At 33.5% G+C, this 14576-nt stretch carries 14 protein-coding genes and 1 tRNA gene; 10 read left to right on the top strand and 5 right to left on the bottom strand.

The window, feature by feature from the left end; translation table 11 throughout:
• Positions 1-314: 314 nt before the first annotated feature.
• The 3 genes from cobT to cobC are packed head-to-tail and all read left to right on the top strand — an operon-like array spanning position 315 to position 2641.
• Positions 315-1319 carry a nicotinate-nucleotide--dimethylbenzimidazole phosphoribosyltransferase gene (gene cobT, locus A0O34_RS02710; RefSeq protein ID WP_066750919.1) on the top strand — a complete coding sequence of 335 codons (1005 nt, stop codon included), beginning with the start codon at positions 315-317 and terminating at the stop codon, positions 1317-1319.
• Positions 1320-2102 carry an adenosylcobinamide-GDP ribazoletransferase gene (locus tag A0O34_RS02705; protein WP_228394343.1) on the top strand — a complete coding sequence of 261 codons (783 nt, stop codon included), beginning with the start codon at positions 1320-1322 and terminating at the stop codon, positions 2100-2102. It begins immediately after the preceding gene.
• Positions 2087-2641 (top strand): alpha-ribazole phosphatase family protein, encoded by a 555-nt coding sequence (cobC, locus tag A0O34_RS02700; protein ID WP_066750918.1) that lies wholly within the window; start codon positions 2087-2089, stop codon positions 2639-2641. Before A0O34_RS02705 ends, cobC begins: the two co-directional genes overlap by 16 nt.
• A gap of 262 nt (positions 2642-2903) precedes the next feature.
• On the opposite strand, the gene A0O34_RS02695 is transcribed toward cobC, so the two are convergent.
• The 3 genes from A0O34_RS02695 to A0O34_RS02690 form a co-directional block, all read right to left on the bottom strand.
• The gene (locus A0O34_RS02695) at positions 2904-4655 is read right to left on the bottom strand and encodes a hypothetical protein (RefSeq protein ID WP_066750917.1); all 1752 of its coding nucleotides are present in this window, start codon (positions 4653-4655) and stop codon (positions 2904-2906) included.
• A gap of 197 nt (positions 4656-4852) precedes the next feature.
• Positions 4853-4964, bottom strand: a tRNA-OTHER gene (locus A0O34_RS22260).
• Positions 4965-5212: 248 nt separating this feature from the next.
• A complete protein-coding gene (locus tag A0O34_RS02690) occupies positions 5213-6592 on the bottom strand; it encodes an RtcB family protein (RefSeq protein WP_066759437.1) in 1380 nt (459 codons plus the stop codon).
• 97 nt (positions 6593-6689) lie between these two features.
• Here A0O34_RS02690 and A0O34_RS02685 point away from each other — a divergent pair, with 97 nt between their 5' ends.
• The 3 genes from A0O34_RS02685 to A0O34_RS22500 all read left to right on the top strand — a co-directional run bounded on the left by A0O34_RS02685 (position 6690) and on the right by A0O34_RS22500 (position 8440).
• The gene (locus A0O34_RS02685; protein ID WP_066750916.1) at positions 6690-7022 is read left to right on the top strand and encodes a HopJ type III effector protein; all 333 of its coding nucleotides are present in this window, start codon (positions 6690-6692) and stop codon (positions 7020-7022) included.
• Positions 7023-7221: 199 nt separating this feature from the next.
• Complete coding sequence (locus tag A0O34_RS02680) at positions 7222-8235, top strand: helix-turn-helix transcriptional regulator (RefSeq protein WP_066750915.1); 1014 nt, start codon at positions 7222-7224, stop codon at positions 8233-8235.
• A 67-nt stretch (positions 8236-8302) separates the two neighbouring features.
• On the top strand, positions 8303-8440 hold the full coding sequence (locus A0O34_RS22500) for a hypothetical protein (RefSeq protein ID WP_169816835.1): 138 nt from the start codon (positions 8303-8305) through the stop codon (positions 8438-8440).
• A 53-nt stretch (positions 8441-8493) separates the two neighbouring features.
• On the opposite strand, the gene A0O34_RS02675 is transcribed toward A0O34_RS22500, so the two are convergent.
• Positions 8494-9678, bottom strand: a complete 1185-nt coding sequence (locus A0O34_RS02675) for a DUF1501 domain-containing protein (RefSeq protein ID WP_066750914.1) — start codon at positions 9676-9678, stop codon at positions 8494-8496.
• A 96-nt stretch (positions 9679-9774) separates the two neighbouring features.
• Positions 9775-11154: a DUF1800 domain-containing protein gene (locus tag A0O34_RS02670; protein WP_082891084.1), complete on the bottom strand. Its 1380-nt coding sequence runs from the start codon at positions 11152-11154 to the stop codon at positions 9775-9777.
• A gap of 234 nt (positions 11155-11388) precedes the next feature.
• Between A0O34_RS02670 and A0O34_RS02665 the strand changes: the two genes are divergently transcribed.
• From A0O34_RS02665 to A0O34_RS02650, 4 genes are all read left to right on the top strand, one after another.
• Positions 11389-11952 carry a hypothetical protein gene (locus A0O34_RS02665; RefSeq protein ID WP_066750913.1) on the top strand — a complete coding sequence of 188 codons (564 nt, stop codon included), beginning with the start codon at positions 11389-11391 and terminating at the stop codon, positions 11950-11952.
• A gap of 116 nt (positions 11953-12068) precedes the next feature.
• Positions 12069-13118, top strand: a complete 1050-nt coding sequence (locus tag A0O34_RS02660; protein WP_066750912.1) for a glucokinase — start codon at positions 12069-12071, stop codon at positions 13116-13118.
• 147 nt (positions 13119-13265) lie between these two features.
• Positions 13266-13832, top strand: coding sequence for a YceI family protein (locus tag A0O34_RS02655; protein WP_066750911.1), 567 nt, complete (start codon positions 13266-13268; stop codon positions 13830-13832).
• Positions 13833-13910: 78 nt separating this feature from the next.
• On the top strand, positions 13911-14537 hold the full coding sequence (locus A0O34_RS02650; RefSeq protein WP_066750910.1) for a YceI family protein: 627 nt from the start codon (positions 13911-13913) through the stop codon (positions 14535-14537).
• The last annotated feature ends 39 nt before the right edge of the window (positions 14538-14576 follow it).

The following is a 14576-nucleotide window of genomic DNA, read 5'->3' as shown; positions in this document are numbered from 1 at the left end:
GTTTGTTTGATTAAAAGGAATTATATTCCGACATAGGAAAATGGAGCGTTAAAAAATAGTCTACGCGAACGTTAAGAAAATTCTACTGTTTGAAGCGCGAGACCAATTTCGAATCGAAGAACCAATATTGAAATCGCGCAAGTTTTAGAATTTTTAGAGAGCATAGATTATTTTTAGCGGAAGTTTCCAAGTCTTGATTTTTTCTTTCTTTTGCATCAAGGCAAAAGAAAATAATTTTAAAATCACTAATATTGTACGACTCTTATTTAACATAATAATGAGGGGTTCTATTCTTAAAAATTTACACTACATCAATGTTAGCACACGAATTACAACACAAAATTGATTTCAAAACAAAACCATTAGGCGCATTAGGATTTCTTGAGCAATTGGCTCACAAAATTGGAATGGTTCAGCAAACCACTTCTCCGAAGTTAATACAACCTCATATGGCTGTTTTTGCAGCTGATCATGGAATTGCAACTGCGGGAGTGAGTGCTTATCCGCAGGAGGTTACATATCAGATGGTAATGAATTTCTTGGGTGGAGGGGCAGCAATCAATGTGTTTTGTAAACAGAATAACATTCAAATTAAAATTGTAGACGCGGGAGTGAATTTTGATTTTCCTGAAGGATTGGATTTAATTGATAAGAAAGTCAGAAAATCAAGCCGAAATATGTTGGAAGAACCTGCCATGACGATTGAAGAATATAAACAGGCTTTGGAAAATGGAAAATCTGTTGTTAAGGAAATTGCAGAAATAGGTTGTAACGTTATCGGTTTTGGTGAAATGGGAATTGGAAATACATCTTCCTCTTCATTAATGATGAGTCAATTATTTGATATTCCGATTGCCGATTGCGTAGGTAGAGGAACTGGTTTGAATGATACTCAGTTACAAAAGAAAATTGAGATCTTGTCTCAAGTGATCGCTAAACATTCGAATGTAAAATCGGTGGATGAAATTGTTCAAACTTTTGGCGGACTTGAAATTACTCAAATGATTGGAGCGATGCAGGAAGCTTATGACCAAAATATGTTGATCTTAATTGATGGATTTATCGCGACAGTTGCCATTTCGGTTGCCTGGAAAAAGAATCCTGATATCCTTAATAACTGTATTTTTTGCCACGTCAGTGATGAATATGCGCATATTAAATTGTTAGATTTATTAGGTCAGAAAGCATTACTCAACCTTAATCTTCGAGTAGGTGAGGGAACGGGTTGTGCGTTGGCATATCCAATTATTCAAAGTGCGGTTAATTTTCTGAATGAAATGTCGAGTTTTGAAAACGCTAATGTTTCAAATAAAGAATAGATGAAAATTATAAAAAACGAATTGATCTATTTTGCGACGGCTTTGATGTTTTTCACAAGAATTCCGGTTCCGTTTAAAATTCCGTATTCCAATGAAATCATGAACCAATCTCAAAAATATTTTTCTTGGGTAGGATTTTTGGTAGGATTGATGAATGCTGTTATTTTATATGTTTCTTTTCAGCTTTTTAATTTGGAGATTGCTATTGTTTTAATGATGATTTCCAACGTTTTATTGACGGGAGCATTTCATGAAGACGGATTTACAGACGTGTGTGACAGTTTCGGTGGTGGTTATGGAAAAGAGAGAATTATGACCATCATGAAAGATAGTCGAGTAGGAGCTTACGGAGCGATTGGGATTGTTCTTTTATTTGCGTTAAAATTTTTCAGCATTAAAGAATTAGGAAATTTAGATTTAATAAAAACATTAACGGTCATTATTTTAGCACATGCTTCAAGTCGGTTTATCGCAGGAACAATGATTTATACGCATAAATATGTCACTGATATTGACTCAAGTAAATCAAAACCGCTGGCGAATAAAGCGTTGGATGGCAAGTCATTATTGATAAGTTTTATAGCCGTTTTATTAGCTTTTTCTTTGATTCCGGATTGGCGACTGATTCTGGCTTTTGTTTTAGCTTATGCAGGGAAAATATACTTGGGCTGGTATTTCAAAAAACATATCGGAGGATATACGGGCGATTGTTTAGGAACGGTTCAGCAGGTTTGTGAAGTGTTATTTTATTTAGGCGCAATCATCGTATGGAAATTCATCTGATTCGTCATACTGCGGTAGAAAATCCAGACAATCTGTGTTATGGGTTTGCAGAAATGTCTTTGCGTAAAAATTATGTTGAAGATTTTAAATTGATCTCAATCGATCAAGATTTTGATCTTATTATTTCAAGCCCGTCTCAGCGGTGTCAGTTATTAGCGAAACATTTTCAGCTAAATTATCAAACTGATGAAAGAATTAAAGAGATGAATTTCGGAGATTGGGAACTCCAAAAATGGAGTGACATTCCAGAAGATGAAATCAATCCATGGTATGAGGATTTTATTAATGTAAAAGCAAAAAACGGCGAAAATTTGTTAGAAATGCAAACCCGAGTTTCCGAATTTTGGAATGAATTAATTTCTAAAGAAAATATCAACAAAGTTTTGATTGTTTCCCATGCCGGAGTAATCCGTTTAATCTTGCAATCTATTTTACAGTTTCCTTTGGAAAATATGTTTACTATTCAAATCAATTACGGAATGAAAACGATTATTGATATTAAAAATGGTTTGATTTCAATTAAAAAAATGAATATTTAGTTTAAGAGCTTGCTTAAATTGTGAAATTTTCACCATTAAGGCTTCTTAAGATTTTTAGAATATTAAGTTTGAGCCTAGCTTTAAATTTATCCACTTAAGAAAATCAATGGATTTTTTCTTAATTTTCCTTAATGACTTAACTCTTCTTAATGGTTTAAAAATATTTTATTCCTTAATAATTTTCATCAAGAAAAATAAATCTTTGCGTTAAAAATAAAAGCCGCCATTTCAAGATTTTCACTCAAAATGACAGCTTAAAATATTATTTAAAAATCTTGGTAAAACTATCTTTCTCCAAGGTTTCCAAAGAGAAGTCAAAGTCCGCTTCTTCTTTTTCTGAAGTAATCGTTGCGCCCAGTTCTTCCATCAAATGATTAAAAGAAACTGGCTGATACCATTGCTGATACAGCGCATTTGTCGCCATTGTAGAAACTTCAGAAGTTCCCGAAACATGTGAATTTCCTGCTCCGAAATTCAATAAGACGAAACATTGTTTTCCATCTTTCGGTAATAGCATTCCCAAAATCGTCTGTTTCTGAACCGAGTTACACTTAGCTTCAGCAAAGAGGTTATTAGGATTCATCATATAATCGTAGGAAATATCATCTCCTTTTCCGATAACGATTTTATAACCACAATTGGCATCTCCGGAGAAAACACTATTCATCACAAGCGTTGGAGTATTTAAATACTTGTTGGAGTAAAGATATTCTACCGCACCGTTTGGAGCAGAGGTCACATCTCCGGAGTACATTAATTGTCCGTTATCTTGATTATAAGCTGCATTCCATCCAATTTTTCCTGCGATATTCAATCCGGAAAGGTCGAGATCATTCGCTCCCCAAGCATTTTCCCAATAAATTCCAATCGCTAGTCTTTCTCCATAAAATCTCGTTCCGGTCGGAATATTTCCAACAAACATTTTCTCTGAAGTTGGTAAACCAAATTCTACATCTTTAGGGAAATACATCTTCTTTTCGGAAAGATTATATTTTGATTTTAAATAATTTAAGATAAAATCATAATTTAATTCATTCGCAGAAGTAGGAGTTCCTTTCTTCGTCCATGATTTTCCGTTTCTGATTTTATAGACAAAAGTATCCTGACCATACATTCTTGAGTAACAAGCCGATAAAGCTTTAAACAAAGCAAAAGGCGTTGCATTTTCCAACCAGTGTAAATCGCTGTTTTCCAACAAAATATTAGTGGCATTATTTAATGGATTCGAAATTAATGGTTGATGATACACTTTTGACAGCTTCGAAATTTTATTGATTGTTTTCGGAGCTCTCTTTTTATAAGCTAAAAATAAAGGTTTAAATCTGTTAAAGATCTCCGCCTGTTTTTCCAATCCAAAACTTTCAAATAAGTAGGTTGGATTAAAATGACTTTGCTTAATTAAATCAATCAAATCATCGTTTTTAATTAAAAGCGTTGTGTTTGTCGTTTTATAGATCACGTAACGGAAAAACTCAACCGGATTTTCAGGATAAATATCGTATAGATCGGCAATTTTTATAATCGCTTCTTTGTTTCGGATATTTTCTTTTCCTGTGAAATCATATTCCAATTCTGTATGCAAAATATAAAGCAAATCATCAATCGTTTCTTCTTTCAAAGCAATACCTGATTTTAAAAGAGAAAGGCATTTTTTCTGCATTTCTTCTTGTGAATAGGCTTTAATTACTTTAAAAGTTAACTTCAAATCAGGAACATTCAATACTTCATTTGGAATATAAATTTCATTCTGAAAATTACTTCCATACGTTGAAATATAGTGGTTGATTTGCTCAATTAACAATTCAATTCTAGTACTTTCTTTGATTTTCTGCCAAGATTTATGAAAGGTTTTGTTTAAATCATTTCCATTCAGTTTTTCTTTTGAATAATAAGAAATAATTTCTTTTTTAGCCCAAAGTGCATCAGATTCAATGATAAAACCCTCATTTGAAATGAATGGCTTTTCATCAGATTTTTTGGCTAATACAGCGTTGAATAATTTTAATGTTTTCATTGTTTTTAATTTAAAAAAATAAGTGAGGAGTATGTTCTTTTAATGAAGTATATAGGAACTCCTTTTACCTATAGTTTTATAAAAAGCGGGGAGTAATTATCCAAATATAGGAACTCCCTTTGCCTAGTAATTTGTAAAATGGCGGAAAGTAAATGTGTAAATCAAATAGGAACTTTCTTTGCCTTAATTTTATTTTGAGGAGTAGGCAGGACTCGAACCTGCGACCCACAACTTTGAAGTTTTACAGGAACTTTTATTTGCCAAAAGCGAAAAGTAATCTGTTGCTCTAACCATCTGAGCTACTACTCCTACCTTTATTATTAAAAAGTTTTCATAACCCTGCAAGCTTTTACACCTGCAAGGTTTGGTTATTAGTTTTATTATTTTTTGGTCAATCGCAAAGGCGCAAAGATTTGAAATTAATTATGCTTTTAAGGCACAAGAAAATCAAATATTTTCAGCAAAATATGCAGTATGAAATTTTATCGAAGATAAAATCCTCGCGCCTTAAAAAGTATAGTCACTAAAATCTTTGCGCCTTTGCGATTGACCAACAACTATGCTTTTCTAAATTTCTTCTTCTTCCAAGGAGCATTTTTCTGAACATCCCCAGCCATAATACAACCGTAAGGCATCACTTCATCCAAAACTTCACAAAGTCCATATTCTTCAATCTGAGCTCTCACGTTTTTGGCGCTTTTATAAGCAGTCGGAAGTTCAGAAATATCAATTTCATTCGAGAAAAAACGGATATCTAATCCTTTGGTTTCTTCTTCAAAAACTTCTTCAATGGTTTTATGAGCTAATGATTTTTTATGCTGCGTTCTGCTGAAATTTCTTCCCGCTCCGTGTGGTGCAAAACCTAGATTTCTCTCATTTGTTTTTCCCTGAACAATCAAAACGGGTTCTGACATATTCAGCGGAATCAATCTTGGTCCCGTAATATCCGGCATAAATTTATCGTCCAGCGGAGTTGCTCCTTTTGCATGGTAAAATAAATCTCCATCCTTGAAAACAAAATTATGTTCGTTCCAATATCGGTCTTGTTTCTCAATTCCTAATTTATTTAAAGTAGCATCGTGAATAGACGTATGGTTTTCTTTCGTCCATGTTCTTATCAATTGCAAGGCTTCCCAATATGATTTTCCTTCTTCAGTTTCATAAGGAATCCACGCGTTTTCTTTCAAAGTTTCTGGTGAAATTTCCAGTCTGAATCTATTCGCGACTTTCATTCCTTTATCATACAAAGCTGCTCCCGGAGCTCTTGATCCGTGGTGAGTCACCAACATTGTATTTCCTGTATTTTTGGAAATTCCAACGAATAAGAAATGGTTTCCATCCCCTTGCGTTCCCATATGTGAACGGGAAATACTTATTAATTTTTCATCATTCAAAAAGTAATTTTCTCTAAAAGCATCCATTAATTCCTGAGAAATTTCCATTTGCTCTCCTCTTGGTCTTCCTCCAGGTCCGAAATGTGTAATTGAATGCGCTGCATCTAAAACTTCTTTAGGATTGGCTTTACCAAAATCTGTCAACATCACAGAACAACAGATATCTGCGCTATGAAATCCAGGGTGAATCGCATTTTTTGCCACAACAACTCCACCTACGGGAATCTGACCTTCTGGACCTGTCGGACACGCATCCGGCATGATAGCTCCATTAATTAAAGTTGGTGTTTTCATCAAAACTTTCATGGTATTGATTACTTTTTCCACGTTATCATTTTCACTTTCGTGTTCAGCTCTGATGTTAATGATGAAATCTTTTGCCATTTCATGAAGCGGAATCAAATCCGGTTGTTTGAATTGTTCCAAATAGGCTGTGATTTGATTTTCATCTAAATTATTTTCGTTAATATGCGCAATGGCTTCTTTAAACCATTTCGCTGATCTATATCCTAATTCTATTAAATTGTTTCCGTTAAATTCCATGTGTTCTCTCATTTTGTTGATGCAAAGTAATAACACAAGTGTGCAATCTTTTTGCGTAGATAAAAATATTTTAATTATTTTTGATAAAATTTAAAAAATGTTATTAGAACAATTAAAGACTTCTCCTAAAACGATTCAATTTAAAGAGGTAATCTCATATATTGATAAAAACTACGATTTCACGCCAACAAAATTCACCAACGGAAATACCGTAAATGAAGCAGATCAGAATAATGGTTCTTGCAAGGTTTTCAGTTTTGCAAAATTGAATAATTTATCAAAAGAAGAAGTTTTAAACCTTTTCGGAGAATTTTACAGAGAAGATGTCTTGAAAAATCCTGAAGGAACAGATCATCAAAACATCAGAAATTTCATCGAATTCGGTTGGGAGGGGATTTCTTTTGAAGGTGAAGCTTTGACAAAGAAATAAATTTATGTTATAAACGCAAAGGCGCAATTTTTTTAATATAAGCTGTTTTTAAGGCGCAAGAAAATCATAGATTTTCAGCAAATTGTCCAGCTAAATTTTATCGAAGATAAAATCCTTGCGCCTTAAAAAGTATAGTTGTTAAAATCTTTGCGCCTTTGCGATTTTCCAAAAATTAACCAAAAAACCAAAATAAAACACCATGTCATCCAACAAAAATGCTCTTATCCGCTACAAAACGCTTGATAAATGTCTTAAAAACAAATACAAGCAATACACTTTAGAAGATTTAATTGATGAATGTTCTGAAGCTTTGTTTGAATTTGAAGGCAAAGAATCTTTTGTCAGCAAACGAACTGTGCAACTCGATCTGCAAAATATGCGAAGTGAAAAATTCGGTTATGAAGCTCCGATTGAGGTCTACGAAAGAAAATATTATCGTTACAGTGATCCGGATTACAGCATTCATAATATTTCTGTGAATGAAAGTGATTTAAAGGCGATGAATAATGCGGTGCAGATTTTAAAGCAGTTCAAAGATTTTTCAATGTTCAAAGAGATGAATGGAGTGATTCAAAAATTGGAGGATTCTATACATTCAACCAATCAAAAATCAATAATTCATTTAGATAAAAATGAGCAGTTGAAAGGGTTGGAGCATATTGACGTTTTGTATGAAGGAATATTAAATAAAAAGGTTTTAAATATTCTATATAAAAGCTTCAACGCAAGAGAATCGAGTAATTTTGTTGTGCATCCTCAATTATTAAAGGAATTTAATAATCGCTGGTTTCTGATCTGTCTCCATAAAGGAAAAATGTACAATCTGGCGTTGGATAGAATGGAAAGCATTGAAACCGATGAAAAAATTAAATTTATTGACCAAGATCTGGATGGTGACGAATATTTTAAAGATATCGTAGGAGTAACCGTTTCGCCAACGATGGAACCCAGAAATGTTGTCTTTTTTGTTGATTCTTCTAACGCTCCGTATGTAAAAACAAAACCTTTGCATAAAAGTCAGGAAATTATCAGTGAAAATGAGGAAGGCACTATTTTTAAGATCTGTGTGCAAATAAACAACGAATTGGAAAGACTTTTACTGGGATTTGGAAATTGTCTGATTGTGCATAAACCTAGAAAATTACGTTTAAGAATGGAAGAAAAATTTAAATCAGGAAGCCAGAATTATGAAAATTTGATTGTTCCTGATTAGAGTTGAAATTTTCTATAAATATGTTGTGGCTTAGAAATTGTATTAATCAAATTCTAAAATAAATAGTATGAAATCAAGAATATTAAAAACTGTACTTGCTATTGTAGCACCTTTGATAATTGAATTTATCGTCAAGAAAATATCAGAAAAGCTGGATAAAAAACCACAGGGAACTGAACCAAAACAGCTTCCTGCTTCAAATTAAAAGTAATTAAAAATTATAGAAAAGAGACTGTTTTTAAAACGGTCTCTTTTTTCTTAAACAAAATCATAAACCCCATTTTTCCAGCCCAGAACTTTAGAAGAATCTGCTTTTAGCCAGTTTTTAAGAATGGTAGCGTATACTTTTCTGAAATCTTCGGTATAAATTAAATCACCTTCATTCAAATTCTGTAAATCGGGTAGTGCGTTTAGAAGTCCTTTCTTTTTCAATCCTCCGCCGATAAAAAACATTTGATTGGCTGTTCCGTGATCTGTTCCATTACTGGCATTTTGCGCAACGCGACGACCAAATTCTGAGAATGTCATCAATAAAATATCATTGAATAAACCGTTACTTTTCATATCTGCAACGAAAGATTTTACGGCTTCATTGATGTCATCAAAAAGCTTTTGCTGTCTTTCATTTTGATTAACATGTGTATCAAAACTTCCAACGGAAAGGTAATAAACCTGTGTGTTAATATCAGATTTTATCAACGATGCAACGGTTTTAAAGTCTTTTCCCAATTGTGAATTAGGATACGTTTGATCTGTCTTTTTTGCTTTACTTTTTTCGAAAATATAGTCTGCATTATTGATCGTTGACCCCAATGTTTGATATAAATAAGATACTGTTTCATCTTCATGATGATGATCGTAAAGCGACTTAAAATATTTCTCCTGACTCGTTTGATACAACCTTTTAGGATCTTTAAAAGCAAAAGCTTTATTATTTTCACCTTTTAAGGCTAAACTTAGCATATCATCAACTTCCAAAGCTTGTGTTGGATGGTCGCATTTGTAACATTCTTCATCCAGAAAACGTCCAAGCCAGCCAGTTTCCAAAAATTCATCACTTTTACTTGCTGACTGCCAGATATCCATGCTTCGGAAATGTGATTTATCAGGATCGGGATAACCTACGTTATTCATAACAGAAAGCTCTCCATTATCAAATAATTCTTTAAAATAAGACAAAGACGGGTTGATTCCTGCTTCATCATTAAGCTGTAAAGAATTCTGTATTGCTATTTTGCTTCTTTCTTTAAAATAAATGTCATTTTTTGTAGGAATGATCGTGTTTAAACCATCATTTCCACCTGTAAATTGAAGAACAATCAAGATCTTCTGATTACGTTCCAAAGCATTATCCAGCGTCATTGATTTCAGGAAATTAGGAACCATTAATGAAGCTGTTGCTAATGAACTTATTTTTAAAAATTCTCTTCTTTTAATTAGCATAAAGTTAGGTTTTAGGGATTAGGATTTAGGGCTTAGTTTTTAGAGACGTCTGGAGCCTAATTGCCAAGCCCTAAATCCTAATTCCTTGTATTTTATTTACATTAACTGATATTCCGGTGTTGACATTAGGTTGATTACATTCATTTTCACCGTGTTGTCGGAGAAACTTTTCACAGAATCCATGCTCAACGAGGTTGAGTTTTGAATTAAATAATCTTCACAATTTTTATTAGTGAAAGCTTTTTCAACACGAGCCCAATCGATGGTAATATTCGGGTTTTTAAAGCTTTTGTTTAAGGCAGTTTCTCGTGATTTCATTCCCATATCAATATCATCATCTTGTCTTGGAGAATATTCTAAAGGTCGTAAACCCGACCAAATTTGAGGAATCTGAAGTCTCAGCATCAAAGTTGAACTGTCGATCCACGATTTTCCATTTGGCCATCCCGAAACGTTGGGAGGATAGAGCAACATCTGACCTAATAATTTTTGATAAATGATAAGGTTCTCAGGATTTTGAACATGCATTGGTAGCGTTCTCATCATTCCAACCATTAATTCTATTGGCGATTTTATTCTGTTTCCGATATTTTTTTTGTCATAAAACCATGAACTTGAAAATATATCGTTCATCAATTTTTTGATGTCATAATTGGAGGTGTAAAAACTGTCGCTTAGCTTATTAACAATACTTTCATCCACATTTTCGTTGACAAAAAATTTATAGATTTTAGAAGTAATAAATTTTGCCGTTGCTTTTTGTTCTAGAATAATATTTAAAGCATCTGTTCCGGTGAAATTTCCTGTTTTTCCTAAGAAGGTTTTTGTGGCTTCGTCGTGAAGTTTTTTTCTTTCTGCAAAATTTCCTTCTTTATCATAACCCCAGCCTGTGAAAGCTCTTGCGCCTTCCCGGATGTCTTTTTCGGTATAATTTCCGCGTCCCATGGTGAATAATTCCATTACTTCACGGGCAAAGTTTTCGTTGGGATGATCCTTTTTATTTTGTTGATTATTAAGAAAATTCAACATTGCAGGAGCTTGGCTTACTTCAAACAAAAGATCTTTGAAATTTCCCAAAGAATTTTTTCGAATAATATTTAATAATTGTCTGTTGAATTTTGGGTTTTGAACTCTCGATGCAAAATGTCCGTGCCAGAAGAAAGCCATTTTTTCCCTCATCTGTTCGTTGCTGTTGATCATTTTGTTGAGAAAATTCAGGTTCAGTTCGTTGTTTTGCTCTCTGTTGATCCTCTGGATTTCCTTTTTCTTTTCTGCGGGAGATTTGTCGGTCATGTAGTCGATGGTCTCTACATCAGGCGTTTCGTATGTAACTTCAACAAAATTTTCTTCTTTAAATAAATCTTTAAGTAAAGTTTTGATGTCTTTATTTTTCAGATCTTCAAATTGATTGATTCCTGCTCCGAAACCGGCGCGCCAAAGAAGATGTTTATTATTTAATAAGGATGAGAGCATCATATAACAATTTATTTTTTGATGATAGAAAACCAAAAAGGTTAAAATTATAACGGTTAAGAATTATTAATATTGTTATTTTTAATCTCAAGTTAAACATGTATTTAATTTTTGGTTAATTTAATTAATTGATATTCATTATTTTGCGATTTTTATTAATGTTAAAGTGAGAAAAATAGGCTTCCTTGGCACGATTTTTACATCCTTCAGATTAGTAAAATTTAAAAAATCAGAGTTATGAAAATGTTTAAACAGGTCATCTTACTAGGCGGAATTTTAACGGTTGGTGTAGTAAGTGCTCAAAGCTCACAAATGAATAATATGATTAAGGTAGGAGCGAATGCTGGTTTAGCTGTTCCCGCAGATAATGTTTCTGCTTCTGCTGGTGTAGACGTAGCTTATCAAAACTTGATTACTCCTGGATTTGGATTAGGTATCGCAACAGGTTATACCCATTATTTTGGTAAGGATAACAACGGGATCAACAATAATGATGTGGGAGTAATTCCTGTAGGTGCTTTGATCAGAATTTACCCAAAACAGACCGGATTTTATTTCGGAACAGATTTAGGTTACGGTTTCTTGGTGGGTGATGAAAAAGTGGCTTCCAACAGTACGGTTGACAGACCGGACGGAGGTTTTTACATCAAACCTGAGATCGGATACCATAACAAAGACTGGAATTTCTTTGTACAGTATCAGAAAGTATTTGTAGGAGACAAGGGCGATTTGCCAAACCAAGACTACAATGTGGGGAACATTGGAGTAGGGTTTTCTTACAATATTCCATTAGGGAAGTAGTTAGATTTAAATATAAACAATTATTAACCAAAACCTTTTCGTTTTTTTGAAAAGGTTTTTTCTTTCCCTATAGTATTTACCAAAACAATTATTATATTTGATAAAATTTGCTGATTATGATTTTGAACCCAAAATTTCCACTTTATTTACCAGGCGTAAAGAACAGTAATAATGATAATGTTTCTATCATTGGGGCAAACCTTCGTGAAGACACTACAACCTTGGGGTATTTTGTTTCCGGTAACGGAGGTCTTGAGGTGAAAATCCAGAGCGATTACCCAACGAAAGAATATACTTCTTTTTCGGATATCTTGAAGAAATTTATTCAGGATAACGAGTTGGGAAATGTAAAACGTTTAGGAATGGCTGTCCCGGGACCTGTTCTTAATGGGAAGAGTAGTCCTGCAAGATTAGGCTGGAACTTAGATCAGGAAGAGATCACAAGAGATTTCGGATTCGAGAAAGTGGATATGCTTAATGACTTGGAGGCTTCTGCCTACGGAATGGGGCTTCTTGAAGATTCTGATATGGATGATATCTACACAAGCGGTCATCTTGAAAATGGTAACGTAGCGATCCTTGCTCCAGGAAACGGACTAGGTGAAGCTGGATATTTCTTTGACGGGAAATATTTAAGACCATTTGCAACGGAAGGAGGTCACTCAGAATTTTCTCCAAGAACCAATGTTGAAGTTGAGTTCTATCAATTCTTAAATAATATTTACGGAATTGTAAGTTGGGAAAACGTGCTTTCTAAGACAGGATTATTTAATATCTATAGATTCTTAAGAGATGTAAAAAGACATCCTGAGCCGGAATGGTTATCAGAACGTCTTGCTAACGGAAACTTTGTTGAGGTGATCTACAAAGCGGCTGTTGAAGATGATGTTTTGATCTGTAAGATAGCTTTAGATACATTCCTTGAATTTTTAGCAAGAGAAGCAAACAACCTGACGCTGAAATTAAAAGCTACAGGAGGATTATTGATTGCAGGAGATATTCCGCAGATGATCAGTAAGTATATGGATAAAGACAAATTCTACGAGAAATTTAGAATAAGTGATAAAATGGAGGATATGCTGAGAAACATTCCGATCTATCTGATCAAACAAAATCAGACAGGATTAAATGGTGCAGCACTCTATACTGCTTATTACCAAGAATAAAAACAAGCTCCGAAGAAATTCGGAGTTTTTTTATGACTGATATTATTCATAAAAATTATTGTTTTTATTGATATACATCAATGAAATCTATCATATAAGTTGGCTACATTTGCATCATTAACAAACAAGGTAAATAACTTATTCAAAATGAAAAAAATATTTTTATTAGCAGTTTTAGCTGGTGGTTTAGCTTTCGGGCAGTCAAAAAAAGTAGTAGCATCTGACGTTCACTGGTGGGGTTATAAAGTTGCTAAATCTGAGGCTAGCTCTCATGATGGTACTGTAAAAGTAAAATCTGGAGATATGGTAATGAAAGGAAACCAATTAGTAGGTGGTTCTTTCACTTTAGACATGACTTCTATCTCTTCAACTGATTTAACTGGAGAGTATCAAGGAAAATTAAACGGTCACCTTAAGAATGGAGATTTCTTCGAAGTTGAAAAATTCCCTACAGCTAGTTTCAAAATCACTTCTGTAAAGAAAAACAACGATAAGATCTATAGCTCTTTGGTTACAGGAAATCTTACCGTTAAAGGAAAAACAAACGAAGTTTCTTTCCCTGCAAAAATTTCTTACAGCAAAGGAGTTGTAAGTTTAGTGTCTAATAAATTCTCTTTCGACAGACAGAAATTCGACATTTCTTACAAGTCTACAATGCAGGATGTTTTTGTGAAAGATGAAATAGATATGCTTGTAAAAGTGACTGCTAAATAATTTAATCAAAAAAAGATTGTTAAAAGTGTAGAAGTTCTACACTTTTTTTTATTTTTGTTGAATTGTAAATAAAAAAGAATGAAAAGATTACTATTGTTTGCGATGATGTGTGCGAGCATATCATTTGTTTTTGCTCAAAGGAAATTTGATAAGGTATCAAAGGTCACTTCGTCTGAGGTCAGATGGTGGGGGTATAAAGTTGTAAAAACTGAGGCTTCATCGCATTCCGGAACGGTAAAATTAAAAAGTGGAAAATTCAACTTTGATAAAACGGTCTTAGTAGACGGAGAATTTGTGATAGATATGAGGAGTTTAATGGCTGGTGATGTTTCAGATGAAGACATGATCAAGTTGACAAATGATCTTAAAAGCACGAATTTTTTCGAAGTTAAAAAATTCCCGATCGCGAAATTTCATTTAACTAAAATTATTCCTCTGGCAAACAGTCAGTACAATTCAACGGTTTACGGTGATATTACGATAAAAGGAGTTAGAAAAACAATTACTTTCCCTGCAAACGTATATGTTACTCAGTTTACGGTAGTGGTAGAATCTGCTAAATTTTCTCTAAACAGAAGAGATTTCAAAGTATTCTATCAGTCTTCATTGAAAGATTATTTCATTAAAGACGAAATGGATATTCAATTCAAAGTTTCTACAGAGAAATTGGATAACGACAACAGAGTTCCTGTAAAAAAGAAATAAGGCATACAGTTTTATAGATAAATGAATGAGTGATTTTTT

The organism is Chryseobacterium glaciei (genome assembly GCF_001648155.1).
Classification (GTDB): Bacteria; Bacteroidota; Bacteroidia; order Flavobacteriales; family Weeksellaceae; genus Chryseobacterium; species Chryseobacterium glaciei.
The sequence above is the reverse complement of the archived record's forward strand: the minus strand, read 5'-3'. Positions and strand labels throughout refer to the sequence as shown.